Here is a 16,149-nt window from a genome sequence, read left to right as displayed (position 1 = left end):
GCGAATTGTAAGCTAAAAAAGTCAGGTTGGGTATCTTATTGTTAAGGGGTAATTGTATTAAAACCGAAAAAGAAGTGTGTTGACTTGTATCTATTCAATGATTTTGTAATTTAAAAAGAATAAAGTAATTCATTAGAAATTTGAAAGGTGATGAAAGTCAAAATTATTTGGCTTTGTTTGATACCGTTTAATATATAATTTTAACTTGAGTTTGGATATAATCTTTTAGTATGAAAATGGATAGAAATCATCCTTATGTAAAAAGATTCTGATGTTTTGATGAGCTTATTATTGGAACATTTTAACTATTAGATTTATTAAAAAATGATTTGCAGGATTAGGGTATGAGAGTTTTGGTGACTGGTGGTGCAGGGTTCATTGGATCAGCAGTGGTACGATATATTATAAAAAATACAAAGGATGAAGTATTAAATATTGATAAGCTGACTTATGCTGGCAACCTAGAGTCTTTAAAAGAAGTTGATTCAGACTCACGTTACCAATTTAAGCAAATTGACATTTGTGATGTCGAAAAATTAACTCAAGCATTTGCTGAATTTAAGCCTGACGTAGTGATGCATTTAGCTGCTGAGTCACATGTAGATCGCTCAATTGATGGGCCTGCTGAATTTATTACCACTAATATTGTGGGTACATATACTTTGTTGGAAGTTACCCGAAAATATTGGTTAGCGCTTAGTGAACACCAAAAGCAACAGTTTAGATTTCACCATATTTCAACCGACGAAGTGTATGGTGATTTAGAAGGGACTACGGATCTGTTTACTGAAACAACAGCGTATGCGCCAAGTTCTCCTTATTCTGCAAGTAAAGCCAGTTCAGATCATTTGGTTCGTGCATGGCAAAGAACTTATGGTTTACCCACAATTGTGACCAATTGCTCCAATAATTATGGCCCTTATCATTTTCCTGAAAAATTAATTCCATTGGTGATTTTAAATGCATTGGATGCTAAGCCTTTACCAATCTATGGTAAAGGTGATCAAATCCGTGATTGGTTATTTGTCGAAGATCATGCATGTGCACTCTATAAGGTTGTTTCAGAAGGCGCAGTTGGTGAGACTTATAATATTGGTGGACATAACGAAAAACAAAATATTGAAGTGGTAAAAACCATCTGTAAAATTTTGGATGAATTAAAACCCCAGATAAATAATCAATCATATGAAACATTGATTACTTTTGTTAAAGATCGTCCAGGGCATGATTTACGCTATGCAATTGATGCAAGTAAAATTGCTCAAGATTTAGCTTGGAAGCCTGAAGAAACATTTGATACAGGTATTCGTAAAACTGTGGAATGGTATTTAAATAATTTAGAATGGTGCCGTCGAGTACAAGATGGTAGCTATCAACGTGAACGATTAGGTGTAACTGCGTAATGACAACAACAAAAGGTATTATTTTAGCAGGTGGTTCAGGTACGCGTTTGTATCCGATTACTAAAGGCGTATCTAAGCAACTCCTTCCTATTTATGATAAACCGATGGTTTATTATCCATTATCTGTACTTATGCTTTCTGGAATCCGAGAAGTTTTAATTATAAGCACACCTGACGATATTGATGGTTTTAAACGATTATTGGGTGATGGGGCACAGTTTGGTGTAGAACTTAGCTATGCAGTTCAACCAAGTCCAGATGGTTTAGCACAGGCCTTTATTATTGGTGAAGATTTTATTGGTGATAGTAATGTTTGTTTAGTGCTTGGCGATAATATCTTTTATGGTCAAGGCTTTACACCTATGCTACGTCAAGCAGTAGCACGTCAAAAAGGTGCAACGGTTTTTGGTTATCAAGTTAAAGATCCTGAGCGTTTTGGTGTGGTTGAGTTTGATGATCAGAAACGTGCTGTTTCCTTAGAAGAAAAACCAAAACATCCCAAATCAAATTTTGCAGTGACTGGTTTGTACTTTTATGACAATGATGTTATTCAAATTGCCAAAAGTGTGAAGCCTTCAGATCGTGGTGAACTTGAAATTACCACAGTAAATCAAATGTATTTAGAGCGTGGCGATTTAAACGTGGAGTTATTAGGTCGTGGTTTTGCTTGGTTAGATACAGGTACGCATGAAAGTTTACTCGAAGCAGCTCAGTTTGTCGAAACGATAGAAAAAAGACAAGGTTATAAAGTTGCTTGTTTAGAGGAAATTGCGCTACATAATGGTTGGTTAACTAAAGAACAAGTTTTACAAATCGGTCAAAGCATGAGTAAGAATGACTATGGTCAATATTTGATTTCTTTGGTAAATGACTAAAATGAGCCTAGTTAAATTAATCGATTTGCCAAATTTTGGCGATGAAAGAGGTGGATTGGTTGCAATTGAATCAAATCATTCCATTCCTTTTGAAGTAAAGCGTTTATATTATATTTTTAATACCACTAATAAACCTCGTGGATTTCATGCTCATATAGATTTGAAACAGGTTGCAATTTGCCTTAAAGGAAGTTGTCGTTTCATTTTAGATAATGGTTATAAGAAAGAAGAAGTCATTTTGGACTCAGCTACCAAGGGCTTGGTAATAGAAAGTTTAATATGGCGTGAAATGCATGATTTTTCTGAAGATTGTGTTTTACTTGTTCTTGCAAGTGAGCATTTTTCAGAACAAGATTATATTCGAAACTATGATGAGTTTCTCAAGGTCGTGAATAAACCTTATATTCATCCCTTGTCTGACGTAAAGTCTAAAAATATTGGTCAAAAAACAAAAGTTTGGCAATATAGTGTGATTTTTTCACAAGCAGTCATTGGTGAAAATTGTAATATTTGTGCGCATACCATGATTGAAAATGACGTACAGATTGGTGATAACGTCACAATTAAATCGGGTGTTTATGTATGGGATGGCATTACATTAGAAGATAATGTTTTTATTGGCCCATGCGTTGCTTTTACTAATGACAAGAAACCACGTTCAAAGCAATATCCTGATGAGTTTCCAAAAACTATTGTTGAGAAAGGAGCAACTATCGGAGCAAACGCAACGATATTACCTGGTATACGAATAGGTGAAAAGGCACTCATTGGCGCTGGCGCAGTTGTAACCAAAGATGTTCCTGCAAATGCAATCGTAGTTGGAAATCCAGCAATAATCAAAGGATATATAGAAGAATGATTCCTTTTTTAGATTTAAAAAATATTAATCAACAATATAGAACAGAGCTAATAGAGGCTTGTACACGAATAATTGACTCTGGTTGGTATATTGGTGGGAATGAACTGGAAAAATTTGAACAAAATTTTGCTGAATATTGTGGAACAAAATTTGCAATTGGGGTTGCAAATGGTTTAGATGCACTTATCTTAACACTGCGTGCTTGGAAAGAGCTTGGTAGGTTAAAAGATGGTGATGAGGTTATTGTTCCGTCAAATACTTATATCGCAAGTATTTTAGCAATTACAGCAAATAATTTAGAACCAGTCTTAGTTGAGCCAGATATTAGAACATATAATATCGATATTTCAAAAATTGAAGAAGCAATTACTTCGCGAACAAAAGTTATTTTACCTGTTCATTTATATGGTCAATTAGCTGATATGCCTGCAATTATAGAAATTGCAAATAAGCATAATCTACTTGTTTTAGAGGATTCAGCACAATCGCATGGTGCTACAATAAATGGGAAAAAGGCTGGAAATTGGGGTGATGCCTCAGGCTTCAGTTTTTATCCTGGGAAAAATTTAGGTGCCCTCGGTGACGCAGGTGCTGTAACTACCAATAATGAAGAACTTGCTCAAATGTTACGTGCGCTTCGTAATTATGGATCCCATGAAAAATATAAGAACTTGGTACCAGGAGTAAATAGTAGACTAGATGAAATTCAAGCTGCAATGTTAGATGTTAAATTAAAATTCTTGGATCAAGAGGTTGAACATCGTCGTAAAATTGCCAGTTTATATCTTGAGAAGATTAATAACCCTCTAATTGAGTTGCCATTAAGTAATATAAATGCTGAAAAATACCAACAGCATGTTTGGCACTTATTTGTAATTAGAACAGAGTATAGAGATACTTTACAGAAATATTTAGCAGACCATAACATTCAAACTTTAATTCATTACCCTATTCCTCCACATAAACAGCAAGCTTACAAAGAGTGGAATGATTTAAGCTATCCAATCTCAGAGCAAATTCATGCGGAAGTAATAAGCATACCAATTGGACCGACTTTAAGTTTTGAAGAAGCTGAAGTGGTAATTCAACTTTGCAATGATTTTAAAGTATAAAAATGAATTTACTCAAAACGAGTATACTCAATGGAGTTGCTGTTTTAATTAAAACAGCAACAATGTTTATACTGAATAAAATTTTGGCTGTTTATGTTGGCCCCACAGGTTATGCAGCAATTGGGCAATTTCAAAATTTCATACAAATGATAACAACTTTTGCAGGAAGTGCTATCAATACAGCTGTTATTAAATATACAGCGGAATACAATGACGATAAAAGTAAGCAAGAAAAAATATGGAAAACAGCTGGAAGTATTGTTTTATTTTTTAGTTTAATTTCTTCATTATTTATTTTAATTTTTCAAAAAAAACTTTCTATTTATATTTTTCATACCGATACATATCAATTGGTATTTGTATGGTTTGCAATTTTTTTACTTTTTTTTACTTTTAACTCACTATTTTTGGCAATACTTAATGGAAAAAAAGAAATATTAAAGCTTGTTGTTGCAAATGTACTCGGCAGTTTGTTTTCTCTTGCAGTTACAAGTATCTTGGCAATCAAGTATAATTTATATGGAGCATTAGTTGCACTTTCAATTTATCAATCTTTAGCTTTTTTTATTACTTTACTTTTATGTTATAAATCCGATTGGTTTAGACTGGCATATTTATTTGGTAAAATAGACACAAGTATCGCAAAAAAATTTGCAGCATTTGCATTGATGGCTTTGGTTAGCGCTATATGTGTTCCTCTTTCACAAATAGTTATTCGAAGTTACTTGACATATGAATATGGACTAACATATGCAGGCTACTGGGAAGCCATGATTCGTTTGAGCGCAGCTTACTTAATGCTTGTAACAACTACTTTAGGTGTATATTACTTACCTAGGCTTTCGGAGCTATCAAAAATACAGGAAATAAAATCTGAAATTTATCTTGGCTATAAATTTATATTTCCTCTAGCTGTTGTTAGTGGTTTCTTTGTTTATTTATTAAGAGATTGGATAATTGTATTGCTGTTTAGCAAAGCCTTTCTGCCAATGAGAGATTTATTTTTATGGCAAATAATAGGTGATTCTCTAAAAATCGGTAGCTGGATACTTGCATATTTGATGTTAAGTAAAGCTATGACAAGGCTTTTTATAACTACAGAAATTATTTTTGCAATGATTTCAATTGGATTAACTTATGTGTGTACTCAAAGTTTTGGTTTTGAAGGTGTCTCAATTGCTCATTTAATTAATTATGCATTATATTGGATTATTATGAGTTTTTTTGTTTTTAAATCTTTAAAAGAATGTGTGTGAAAATATGAGTGAAAAAAGTCAGCCTTTGGTTTCAATTGTCATACCTTGCTATAATCATGAAAACTTTGTACAAGACTGCATTCAAGGTTTGGTAAACCAAACTTATAAGAATATAGAACTTATTATTATTGATGATGGATCAAAAGATGATTCAATTATAAAAATACAAGAAATGATAACAAAATGTAGGAATCGCTTTATTCGTTTTGAATTTAGGCATAGATCGAATAAAGGTTTAAGTACAACATTAAATGAAGCATTAGAGTGGTGTGAAGGAGATTACTGGAGTATTTGTTCTTCTGATGATTTCTATCATGAAAATAAAGTTTCTATTCAAGTTGAATATCTGCTATCTAATATGAAACAAAAGTTTTGTGTGACTAATGCATATGTTATTAATGATTTGAATGAAGTATTAACAAGTCAAACCGGAAATTATAATTTAGGCTTGATTCATAAAATAATTTTTGATGATATATTTACATTTAAGATTCATCTACCCGTTACTGGAATGTATGAAACTTATTTAATAAAAAATATTATAAATGGCTTTGATCCGAATGTTACTGCAGAGGATTATGATATATATTTAAAAATAGCACTAGTTACAGATATCGGTGTTATTGATGATAAACTATATTATTATCGTTCGCCAGAAGCTATCGGTTCTGAAAGAAAGCGTATGCCAATGAGAATGGATGTTTCTGATTCACATTTGTTAACTATAAATAAATATAAGAATCATCCATTGTATAATGATGCGATTAATATGTGGAATTACAGAAGGTTTGTTTTTTTCTCTGCATATAGATTTAGTAAAATATATGCTTTTAAAGGGATGATTAAATCTTTTAATAAATTTAAAGAATTAAATTTTTATAAATCATTAATAAAGCTTATTTTCATTTGGAGAGGGTAAGTGTTGGCTAATAGTTTTTTTTCAAAAACATTTCTCTATTTATATGCTTTTTTATATATATTTAATCCAGGGAATTTTTTTAGTTTTAATTTAATGTACCTACTGGGTGTTTTTGCAATTGGATATTTTTTTATAAATATTAGTCAAACTTTGACATATTTATCAAGTAAAAGAGTTTTGATATTTATATCAATTTGTTTGTTATTTTTTATGTACTTGTTTGTTTTATATTTATTTGGTGCTGATGATGCCTTATTAAGAGGGTATTCTTTTTTATTAATTATACTTAGTCTTCTATGTGCATTAACAATATTATCTATTTATAGTAAAATATATTCATGTAATTTTAAAGATTTTTGTGATTTTATTATAAAGGTTGGAGCTATTCAACTTTTTTTTGTAATATTAGCACTAACTGTTCCAGCATTTAGAGACTGGACATTAGCAACAGCGAGACAGAATTCAATACAAGATATATCAAATGATTTTGGGAGTGGGCTAAGATCGTTTGGCCTTGCTACAGGTTATACGTCAACATTTCCTATGTTGATGGGTTTATGTTCTTTATTAAGTGTTTATTATTTTATTTTTTCAAAAAAAATATCAGAAAAGATTACATATCTATTTCTTTTTCTCGGCATGATTTTAAGCGTAATACTTAATGCAAGAATTGGTCTCGTTCCAATTGCACTTTGGTTGATCGTATCTCCATTATATCTTTTATACAAAAGGAAAGTAAAACTATTTATTTTACTAGTTTTAATGTTTAGTTTAGGTTTTATTTTTATTGGTATTGATTATTTGCAGACTGATTATTTTTTCAGGTTAATGCAGGGTGTGGAAGAGTTAAAAAAACTATCAGAAGGAAAATCGACAGGAACTTTTGAAACTTTATCCTATATGTGGTTTTTTCCAGAAGATATAATGCATTTCTTATGGGGGGAAGGGAAAATAATAGTTGGAGCGTATCCAGTAGGTTCAGATATAGGCTTGATTCAAGATATATTCATGTTCGGTCTTGTTCCAACAGTTTTTCTTGGCTTTATTTTATTATACTTTTTAAACCCTTTATTTAAGAATATTTCAAAAACATTTGGAACTTTTTTCTTTTTAATTTTTATATGCTCTTTATTTTTATATTATTTAAAAGGTATGAATTTTTATTCAAATGAGGTAAGTAATACGGTGTTGTTATTAGCTGTTTTTTCCATATTTACATATAATGACATGAAAAGTGTGAAGTGATGTTAAAGTACTTCATAAATCAAGATATTATATTCTTTAATATCTTTTGATAAGTAGGATTGATATGACTGTTAAATCGTTTTTTTTATCCAGCTTATTTCCGGATGAACTAACTTCGGAAATAGTAAACTTAAGTAATGGTCAAATTGCTAATGCAAATAATGCATTGCAATGGAGTATTTATACAGGATTACATCATTTTCTACCGACTTTATATTTGTTGAATTTTCCAAATGTAGGAGCTTATCCTCTAAAATACAAAAAAATTTCTATGTCTGGTAGCAAGATTTATCGAGATGGGAAAGAAATAGGTGAAAGTTTTTCTTTTTTAAATATTGTTTATGTTAAACATTATTTGAAATTTATAAAAATTATGAAAATTCTTGATGAGATTATAAAAATAAATAAAGAAAATGAAAAAATTATTTTCTTTATTTATGATTTATATCCACCCTTTTTAAAAGCGCTTAGTATATATAAATCTAAATATTCTGAAATTGAGATAACATTATGTCTTATTGTACCTGATTTGCATGGAATGACAGGGAGCAAAAAGAGTTTGATAGGCAGTATTGTATTAAATCAAGATGCAAGAGTTATTTCTAAATCTTATAAAGAAGTAGATGCTTTTGTATTTTTAAGTAAATATATGGCTGATGAAATACCTGTTGGAACAAAGCCTTGGGTTGTTGTTGAAGGCATTTTTAATAATGAATTTGTAGATCAAAACCCAAAATTAAGTTCAGAAGAAGTAGTTTTATTTTATTCTGGGGCTATTGATGAGAGAAATGGTATTTTAAATCTTTTGCAAGCATTCTCAGCGATCGATAATCCTAATTATCGTCTGATAGTGTGCGGGGCTGGACCTTTGTACTCGGAAGTGATCAATTATGCAAAAAAAGATAGCCGAATAAATTATTTAGGTCAAATTCCTCGTGCTGAAGTTTTAAAGTTACAAATAAATGCTACTTTACTCATTAATCCACGGTTACCTGGACAAGATTTTACAAAATATTCTTTTCCGTCAAAAACTATGGAGTATTTCGCTTCAGGTACACCTACATTAATGTACCGTTTAGAAGGAGTTCCAGATGAGTATTTTAATTTTTGTTTTCATCTTGATTACTCATCCTCAGACAATTCTGTGATTACTGATCTGAAGGATAAAATAATTGATGTTTGTAGTATGGATAAAATTAAACGTTGGAAAATAGGTAATTCAGCAAAGACTTTTATTCTTACAAAAAAGAACCCAATTGCACAGTGCGAGTTAATTTATAATTTGGTAATGAATAAAGGTTATACTGATGAATATCTTACTTAATGCTTCAAATTTGCATAGTGGAGGAGGAGTGCAAGTTGCCATTTCGGTTATATTTGAATTGTCACTACTTGATCTCAATGGCTTAGAAATTTCCGTTCTTGTTTCAGACGAAGTCAATGAATCCTTAATGCAACTTAATACCGATTTTTCTAAATTTTATGATTATACTATTCTAAATACTTATGGTTTATCCGCGGTATGGAAAGGCATTGATTTTATTATTAAAAAATATGATTTAGTTTTAACTGTTTTTGGTCCTCTATATTCTATTTTTAAACCAAAAAAAATGATTACAGGTTTTGCACAACCATGGATTATTTATACTAAAAATGAAATTTACTCAAAATATTCTTTATTTAATAAAATAAAAATTAATGTTAAATATTTCTTTCAATATTTATTCTTTAAAAGAAATGATAAGTTAATTACTGAACTTGAACATGTTAAAATAGCTTTAATTGAAAAAGGTTTTACCGAGAATAAAATTGAAATAGTTTACAATTGTTTAAATTCTATCTATTTTTCACCAGAGAGATGGGCAAAAGAAAAAGTAGTTGCTTGTAATAATAATTTGAAATTTGGATTCGTTGGAAGAGATTACCCACATAAAAATACTGATTTTCTTGCAGATTTGAAGCTTATACTTGCCTCTGAGTATAACCTCAATATTGATTTTTATGTTACTTTCAATGACTTAGAGTGGAAAAATAAAAGTGAGAAATTTAGAGGACTAGTTAATAATGTTGGTGCATTGACTATTGACCAATGCCCTAGGTTTTATAAGGAAATGGATGCAATTATTTTTCCGAGTCTATTAGAATGTTTTTCGGCCACCCCTCTAGAAGCTATGGTTATGGGCAAGCCTTTATTTGCATCAGATAGACATTTTGTTAGAGATGTGTGCAAAGATTACGCTAATTATTTTAATCCTTTAGATCCTAAATCTACTGCAGATATGATTTATAAATTTGTAAATGATAATGGATTCAAAGATGTTGAAAAATTAGAATCGGCTAAACAATATGTACTTAATTTTTCAAATCCCAAACAACGGGCTCAACGATATTTAGATTTAATTTTATCTTTCCAAGATGATAGTAAATAGGAGAACATAATGTTCAATGGAAAAACATTATTAATTACTGGTGGTACAGGATCATTCGGTAATGCTGTACTAAACCGTTTTTTAGACAGCGATTTTAAAGAAATCCGTATCTTTAGTCGTGATGAGAAAAAACAAGATGATATGCGTAAAAAGTATCAATCATCTAAACTTAAATTTTATATCGGAGATGTCCGTGATTTTAACTCAGTATTAAATGTAACACGTGGAGTGGATTATATTTTTCATGCTGCAGCGCTGAAGCAAGTCCCCTCATGTGAGTTCTATCCTTTAGAAGCAGTTAAAACAAATGTTTTAGGTACAGAAAATTTACTGGAAGCCGCAATTCAAAATAAAGTTACACGAGTTGTTTGCTTAAGTACTGATAAAGCTGTTTATCCAATCAATGCTATGGGGATTTCTAAAGCAATGATGGAAAAGGTTATGGTAGCAAAATCACGTAATCTTGAAGGTACTAACACTGTTATTTGTGGTACTCGTTATGGCAATGTTATGGCTTCTCGTGGTTCAGTTATTCCATTATTCGTTGATCAAATTCGCGCTGGTAAAGCTATTACAATAACAGATCCACATATGACTCGCTTTATGATGACGCTTGAAGATGCGGTTGATCTTGTACTGTATGCATTTAATCATGGTCAAAATGGAGATATCTTTGTACAAAAAGCGCCTGCGGCAACCATTGATACACTAGCACGCGCAATTACACAAATGCTTAATAAGAAAGACCACCAAATCAATGTGATTGGTACCCGTCATGGTGAAAAAGCATTTGAGGCACTTCTTAGTCGTGAAGAGAAAGCTTGTGCTGAAGATCTTGGTGATTATTTCCGAGTTCCAGCAGATCAGCGTGATTTAAACTATGAAAAATACATTGAAGATGGTAATACCAAAGTTGTTGAATATGAAGATTATAATTCACATAATACAACACGCTTAGATGTAGATGGGATGAAAGAATTATTGCTTAAACTTGAATTTATCCGTGATTTAACCAATGGCATTTACAAATCACCTGAGGTTTAAAATGAAAGTTTTGGTTACTGGTGCAAATGGTTTTGTTGCTAAAAATTTAATACAGTATTTATCTGAGAAAGAAAATATTGAAGTATTGAAATATTATCGCAATTCAACTGAGCAAGAGTTAGAGCAATTAGTTTTAGAGGCTGAATGGATTGTACATTTAGCTGGTATAAATCGCCCTAAAAATGATGATGAATTTGTAGAAGGGAATGTTTCACTTACTGAAAAAATTTGTGACATTCTGCTGATCAATAAGAAAAAAACATCAATTATATTATCTTCTTCTATTCAGGCAGAAAGAGATAATATCTATGGTCAAAGTAAACTCGGTGGAGAACAAGCATTAACTAAATTGAATCAAGAAAATGGAAATCCAATTTACATTTCTAGAATGGTCAATATTTTTGGTAAATGGTCAAAACCGAACTATAACTCAGCAGTTGCAACCTTCTGTTATAACATCGCAAATGATTTACCTATACAAATCAACGATCCAAATGCACTGATTCGATTGGTTTATATTGATGATGTCGTTGAAACGATTTGGGATATTTTAAATCAAAAATATCCAGCAAATGAGTCATTTGAAATTAAACCTGAATATCAAATTTCCGTAGGGCAACTTGCTGAAACGATTTATGGATTTAAAGATTCAAGAGAGTCTTTGATTACAGATCGAGTAGGTACCGGTTTAATACGTGCCTTGTATTCAACATATTTAAGTTTTTTTAGCCCTAAGCAGTTTGATTATAGCGTAACAAAATATGGTGATAATCGTGGCGTATTTGTAGAAATGTTGAAAACCCCTGATGCGGGACAATTTTCTTATTTTACAGCTTATCCAGGTATTACACGTGGTGGGCACTATCATCATACCAAGACAGAAAAGTTTTTGGTCATTAAAGGTAAGGCTTTATTTAAGTTTAAAAATGTGATCACTGGTGAGTTTTATCAATTGGAAACTTCTGGTGAAGAGCCTAGAATTGTTGAAACAGTACCTGGTTGGACGCATGACATTACTAATATTGGTGATGATGAAATGGTGGTGATGTTATGGGCAAATGAAATATTTGACCGTTCAAAACCAGATACATATGCAATGCCATTATCTAATTAAAGAGTTATTTTGTGAAAAAATTAAAATTAATGACAGTCGTGGGGACTCGCCCAGAAATTATTCGTTTATCTCGTGTGATGGCCGTATGCGATAAATATTTTGATCACGTTATTGTACATACTGGTCAAAATTATGATTATGAATTAAATGAAATTTTCTTTACGGACTTAGGTATACGTAAGCCAGATTATTTTTTAAATTCAGCAGGTGCTACTGGGGCAGAAACAATTGGTAATGTTATCATTGCAGTAGACAGGGTTCTAGAGGAAGCTCAACCTGATGCATTATTAGTATTAGGTGATACCAATAGTTGTACAGCCGTTATTCCAGCAAAGAGACGTAAAATTCCGACATTCCATATGGAAGCGGGGAATCGTTGTTTTGATATGCGAGTGCCTGAAGAGATTAATAGACGTATTGTAGATCATACTGCTGATATTAATTTGACTTATAGCACGATTGCCCGTGATTATTTGCTTACTGAGGGTTTGCCCGCTGATCTTGTGATCAAAACAGGTAGCCCAATGTTTGAAGTATTAACCTATTATAAAGAGAAAATTCTAGCTTCAAATGTATTAGAACAATTGAAGTTGAAAGAGCACGAATATTTTATTGTGAGTGCACATCGTGAAGAAAATATTAACTCAGATCAAAATTTCTTGGATTTGGTTGAAATGTTAAATGCCGTGGCGGAAAAATATAATTATCCTGTGATTGTTTCCACTCATCCTAGAACACGTAAACGTATCGAACAAATGGGCGTAACATTTCATCCGTTAGTACAATTGTTAAAACCCCTAGGTTTTAGTGATTACAATAAATTACAACTTTGTGCCAAAGTAGCTTTATCTGATAGTGGAACGATTAATGAAGAGTCTTCTATTCTAAACTTTCCAGCTCTGAATTTACGACAGGCGCATGAGCGTCCAGAAGGTATGGAGGAAGCAGCAGTCATGATGGTTGGCTTAACTTCTGAACGTATTTTGCAAGGGTTGCAGATTTTAGAATACCAAGCGAGAGGGGATGAAAGAACGCTCCGATTAGTCGAAGATTACAGTATGCCAAATGTTTCAGAAAAAGTAGCACGCATTATCTTAAGTTATACAGACTATGTTAATCGTGTAATTTGGAAAAAATATTAAGGCAATTAGATGATGAAAAAGACATACTTAGTAACGGAATATTATCATTCAAATCAAAATACGACAGGATATCTATTTCATAAGTTATATATCCATTTGAAAAAGGTATATGGTTCTGAGCTATGCTTGATTATCAAAGAAGACAAAAACAATGATGTTATCGATCCTGAAAGCATCATTGTTAAAGATTTGAATTTGAATAAGAAGAGTTTGATTCAAAGGTTGTTTTTTGAATTGATCATTTCTTTTCGTTTTTTTATTAAAGTATTAAAAAATGTTAAAAAACAAGATCTCGTGTTTACTGGAACCACTCCTATTTTTCTGTTGATTGTCATTTACTTTGCTAAAAAAATGATAGGTTTTAAATGGGTATTGCTTGTTCATGATGTATTTCCTGAAAACTTAGTGTCTGCTAAGGTTTTGAAAAAGGAAAATTTTCTTTATAAAATTTTAAAAAAAGTTTTTGATGTTTTCTATGCAACTCCTGAAAAGTTGATTGTGATTGGCCAAGATATGAAAGATTTAGTCGACACCAAAACAAATCAAAGTAATAGTGTTGTGATCCAAAATTGGATTGATGAAAATGATATTGAAGTAGAAGAAAAAAGCTCAAATGAGATATTGAAAAAATTAAATTGGGAAAATGAGTCACCAGTATTTCAATTTTTTGGTAATATTGGTCGTGTACAAGGTGTAGATAATATTATTGAAGCGATTAAGCTGATAGAACCGTCTAAGAGACCTAAATTTTTATTTATGGGGGATGGGGCATATGTCGAACAACTTAATCACGCAATAGAAACATTAAATGATCCAAATATACAATATATTGGACCTGTGAAACAGAATGCGAAATCTAAGGGATTAAATGCTGGAGATATTGCTATTGTGACTCTAGCTGATGGAATGTTGGGTTTAGGAGTGCCGAGTAAAGCTTATTTTTCAATGGCTGCTGATAAGCCTTTATTGGCGATTATGGATGAATACTCTGAAGTTGCTTGTATGATTAAAGCGCATCAAATTGGTTGGATTGTTCCACCTGAAAACCCTATGCTTTTAGCAAAAGCGATACTAGAGATCATAGAAAACACTTCAAAAGATAATATACAATCGTCTAGAGAAGTTTTAATTAATAATTATTCTGAGCCAGTAGCAATGAAAAAAATAGTAGAGGTCTTGCAATATGTCTCTAATATTAAATAAGAAATTGAGGTTTTATAGTAATGAAAAGACTTGTTGATATTATTATTGCGTCAATAGCACTTTTATTACTGTCGCCTATTTTTCTTTTAGTCGCATACAAGGTACGTAAAAATTTAGGTTCCCCTATCTTCTTTTATCAAGAGCGCCCAGGAAAAGATTGTAAACATTTTAGAATGATGAAGTTTCGTTCTATGAAAAATGCTTTTGATAAAGATGGTCAACCCTTACCAGATGATCAGCGTATTACGCCATTTGGGAAAAAACTGCGCTCAACCAGTTTAGATGAAATGCCACAATTACTTAATGTCTTAAAAGGTGATATGAGTATTGTTGGACCACGACCGCAGCTTCCTGAATTTGTAGAACACTATACGGCCCATCAATTGCGCCGACACAATGTTAAACCAGGAATGACTGGTCTGGCTCAAGTGAGTGGACGTAATAATTTATCTTGGGAAGAAAAATTTGACTTAGATGTACAGTATGTTGAAAGACAGTCAACTTTTCTCGATTTTAAAATCATGTTTAAAACCGTTAAAGTTATGTTTAAAAAAGAAGGCATAGATTCACCAGACCAAGCTGTTGGAGCAAGCCGTTTTTCAGGTTCAGATACAACTGATACTAAATCGACCAATCATTAATAGTGTTAAAGTAAATCATGATCAAAAAAGCCATTTTACCTGTTGCTGGGTTAGGTACTCGTTTTCTACCTGCAAGTAAATCAATTCCTAAAGAAATGGTCACAGTGGTTGACCGTCCAGCAATTGAGTATGTTGTCAAAGAAGCTGTGGCTGCTGGAATTGAACAAATCATTTTAGTGACACATTCTTCAAAAGCATCCATAGAAAATTATTTTGATCGTAATTTTGAACTGGAAACAACTTTAGAAAATAAGAAAAAAATTGATCTACTGAAAGAAATTACTGAAATTTTACCTAAACATGTCAGCGTGGTTAGTGTCCGTCAACCTCAACCATTGGGCTTAGGGCATGCTGTTTTATGTGCGAAATCTGTGATTGGAAATGATGATTTTGCTGTGTTATTGCCAGATGTTTTGGTAAAAGAAAATAGTACAGAAAATGATCTGGCACGAATGATTCATCGTTTTAATATATCTAAAACATCGCAAATTATGGTAGAGGCTGTGCCTGATCATCTTGTGGATCAGTATGGTATTGTCGATGTAGCATCTTTACCTGTTGAGGGTGAAAGTATCGTGATGAAAGGGATTGTCGAAAAGCCTGCAGTTGGTAGTGCACCTTCAAATTTATCTGTGGTGGGGCGTTATGTACTGCCTGCTAAGATTATGCAGTTATTAGAACAAACGCCCAAAGGTGCGGGCAATGAAATCCAATTAACTGATGCCATTGCTGCATTACAAAAATTAGAAAATGTCGAAGCTTATCGTATGAAAGGTCAGACTTTCGACTGTGGGAGCAAAATTGGTTATTTAAAAGCAGTATTACACTATGCTGTGGAGCATCCTAAGTTGGGTGAAGAATTTAAACAGCTTATTAAAGAATTGAATTTATAATAATTGGATCTGAT

15 protein-coding genes are annotated in these 16,149 nt (G+C 32.0%); all 15 read left to right on the top strand.

Annotation, left to right across the window (positions count from 1 at the left end):
- Positions 1 to 344: 344 nt before the first annotated feature.
- A complete protein-coding gene (gene rfbB / locus M2R48_RS20650; protein WP_262087359.1) occupies positions 345 to 1,403 on the top strand; it encodes a dTDP-glucose 4,6-dehydratase in 1,059 nt (352 codons plus the stop codon).
- Positions 1,403 to 2,278, top strand: coding sequence for a glucose-1-phosphate thymidylyltransferase RfbA (gene rfbA / locus M2R48_RS20645; RefSeq protein WP_262087358.1), 876 nt, complete (start codon positions 1,403 to 1,405; stop codon positions 2,276 to 2,278). The genes rfbB and rfbA overlap by 1 nt, the downstream gene beginning before the upstream one ends.
- Position 2,279: 1 nt before the next feature.
- A complete protein-coding gene (locus M2R48_RS20640) occupies positions 2,280 to 3,137 on the top strand; it encodes a WxcM-like domain-containing protein (RefSeq protein ID WP_262087357.1) in 858 nt (285 codons plus the stop codon).
- Positions 3,134 to 4,249 carry a DegT/DnrJ/EryC1/StrS family aminotransferase gene (locus M2R48_RS20635; RefSeq protein WP_262087355.1) on the top strand — a complete coding sequence of 372 codons (1,116 nt, stop codon included), beginning with the start codon at positions 3,134 to 3,136 and terminating at the stop codon, positions 4,247 to 4,249. Before M2R48_RS20640 ends, M2R48_RS20635 begins: the two co-directional genes overlap by 4 nt.
- Positions 4,250 to 4,251: 2 nt before the next feature.
- Positions 4,252 to 5,505 carry an O-antigen translocase gene (locus tag M2R48_RS20630; protein WP_262087354.1) on the top strand — a complete coding sequence of 418 codons (1,254 nt, stop codon included), beginning with the start codon at positions 4,252 to 4,254 and terminating at the stop codon, positions 5,503 to 5,505.
- 4 nt (positions 5,506 to 5,509) lie between these two features.
- Complete coding sequence (locus M2R48_RS20625) at positions 5,510 to 6,424, top strand: glycosyltransferase family 2 protein (protein ID WP_262087353.1); 915 nt, start codon at positions 5,510 to 5,512, stop codon at positions 6,422 to 6,424.
- Positions 6,425 to 7,669: a hypothetical protein gene (locus M2R48_RS20620; RefSeq protein WP_262087352.1), complete on the top strand. Its 1,245-nt coding sequence runs from the start codon at positions 6,425 to 6,427 to the stop codon at positions 7,667 to 7,669.
- A gap of 64 nt (positions 7,670 to 7,733) precedes the next feature.
- Positions 7,734 to 8,993 carry a glycosyltransferase family 4 protein gene (locus M2R48_RS20615; RefSeq protein WP_262087351.1) on the top strand — a complete coding sequence of 420 codons (1,260 nt, stop codon included), beginning with the start codon at positions 7,734 to 7,736 and terminating at the stop codon, positions 8,991 to 8,993.
- A complete protein-coding gene (locus M2R48_RS20610; protein WP_262087350.1) occupies positions 8,977 to 10,098 on the top strand; it encodes a glycosyltransferase in 1,122 nt (373 codons plus the stop codon). The genes M2R48_RS20615 and M2R48_RS20610 overlap by 17 nt, the downstream gene beginning before the upstream one ends.
- Before the next feature lie 9 nt (positions 10,099 to 10,107).
- Positions 10,108 to 11,142, top strand: a complete 1,035-nt coding sequence (locus M2R48_RS20605) for a polysaccharide biosynthesis protein (protein WP_262087349.1) — start codon at positions 10,108 to 10,110, stop codon at positions 11,140 to 11,142.
- Between the two features lies 1 nt (position 11,143).
- A complete protein-coding gene (gene wbjC, locus M2R48_RS20600) occupies positions 11,144 to 12,256 on the top strand; it encodes a UDP-2-acetamido-2,6-beta-L-arabino-hexul-4-ose reductase (RefSeq protein WP_262087348.1) in 1,113 nt (370 codons plus the stop codon).
- A gap of 11 nt (positions 12,257 to 12,267) precedes the next feature.
- Positions 12,268 to 13,398 carry a non-hydrolyzing UDP-N-acetylglucosamine 2-epimerase gene (wecB, locus tag M2R48_RS20595; protein WP_262087347.1) on the top strand — a complete coding sequence of 377 codons (1,131 nt, stop codon included), beginning with the start codon at positions 12,268 to 12,270 and terminating at the stop codon, positions 13,396 to 13,398.
- A gap of 9 nt (positions 13,399 to 13,407) precedes the next feature.
- Positions 13,408 to 14,601, top strand: coding sequence for a glycosyltransferase family 4 protein (locus M2R48_RS20590; RefSeq protein WP_262087345.1), 1,194 nt, complete (start codon positions 13,408 to 13,410; stop codon positions 14,599 to 14,601).
- A 20-nt stretch (positions 14,602 to 14,621) separates the two neighbouring features.
- Positions 14,622 to 15,242, top strand: a complete 621-nt coding sequence (locus M2R48_RS20585) for a sugar transferase (RefSeq protein WP_262087344.1) — start codon at positions 14,622 to 14,624, stop codon at positions 15,240 to 15,242.
- A 17-nt stretch (positions 15,243 to 15,259) separates the two neighbouring features.
- Positions 15,260 to 16,135 carry a UTP--glucose-1-phosphate uridylyltransferase GalU gene (gene galU, locus M2R48_RS20580; RefSeq protein WP_262087342.1) on the top strand — a complete coding sequence of 292 codons (876 nt, stop codon included), beginning with the start codon at positions 15,260 to 15,262 and terminating at the stop codon, positions 16,133 to 16,135.
- The last annotated feature ends 14 nt before the right edge of the window (positions 16,136 to 16,149 follow it).

The organism is Acinetobacter sp. I-MWF (assembly GCF_025433935.1).
GTDB lineage: Bacteria > Pseudomonadota > Gammaproteobacteria > Pseudomonadales > Moraxellaceae > Acinetobacter > Acinetobacter guillouiae.
Note: the sequence above shows the minus strand (reverse complement) of the source record. Positions and strands in the feature narration are given on the sequence as shown.

Bases quoted from the DNA above. Each gene is read 5' to 3' on its own strand.
- M2R48_RS20635 (WP_262087355.1), top strand. From the start codon at position 3,134: ATGATTCCTTTTTTAGATTTAAAAAATATTAATCAACAATATAGAACA.
- galU (WP_262087342.1), top strand. From the start codon at position 15,260: ATGATCAAAAAAGCCATTTTACCTGTTGCTGGGTTAGGTACTCGTTTT.
- M2R48_RS20605 (WP_262087349.1), top strand. From the start codon at position 10,108: ATGTTCAATGGAAAAACATTATTAATTACTGGTGGTACAGGATCATTC.
- M2R48_RS20615 (WP_262087351.1), top strand. From the start codon at position 7,734: ATGACTGTTAAATCGTTTTTTTTATCCAGCTTATTTCCGGATGAACTA.
- rfbA (WP_262087358.1), top strand. From the start codon at position 1,403: ATGACAACAACAAAAGGTATTATTTTAGCAGGTGGTTCAGGTACGCGT.
- M2R48_RS20585 (WP_262087344.1), top strand. From the start codon at position 14,622: ATGAAAAGACTTGTTGATATTATTATTGCGTCAATAGCACTTTTATTA.
- M2R48_RS20630 (WP_262087354.1), top strand. From the start codon at position 4,252: ATGAATTTACTCAAAACGAGTATACTCAATGGAGTTGCTGTTTTAATT.
- M2R48_RS20610 (WP_262087350.1), top strand. From the start codon at position 8,977: ATGAATATCTTACTTAATGCTTCAAATTTGCATAGTGGAGGAGGAGTG.
- M2R48_RS20590 (WP_262087345.1), top strand. From the start codon at position 13,408: ATGATGAAAAAGACATACTTAGTAACGGAATATTATCATTCAAATCAA.
- wbjC (WP_262087348.1), top strand. From the start codon at position 11,144: ATGAAAGTTTTGGTTACTGGTGCAAATGGTTTTGTTGCTAAAAATTTA.
- M2R48_RS20625 (WP_262087353.1), top strand. From the start codon at position 5,510: ATGAGTGAAAAAAGTCAGCCTTTGGTTTCAATTGTCATACCTTGCTAT.
- M2R48_RS20640 (WP_262087357.1), top strand. From the start codon at position 2,280: ATGAGCCTAGTTAAATTAATCGATTTGCCAAATTTTGGCGATGAAAGA.
- rfbB (WP_262087359.1), top strand. From the start codon at position 345: ATGAGAGTTTTGGTGACTGGTGGTGCAGGGTTCATTGGATCAGCAGTG.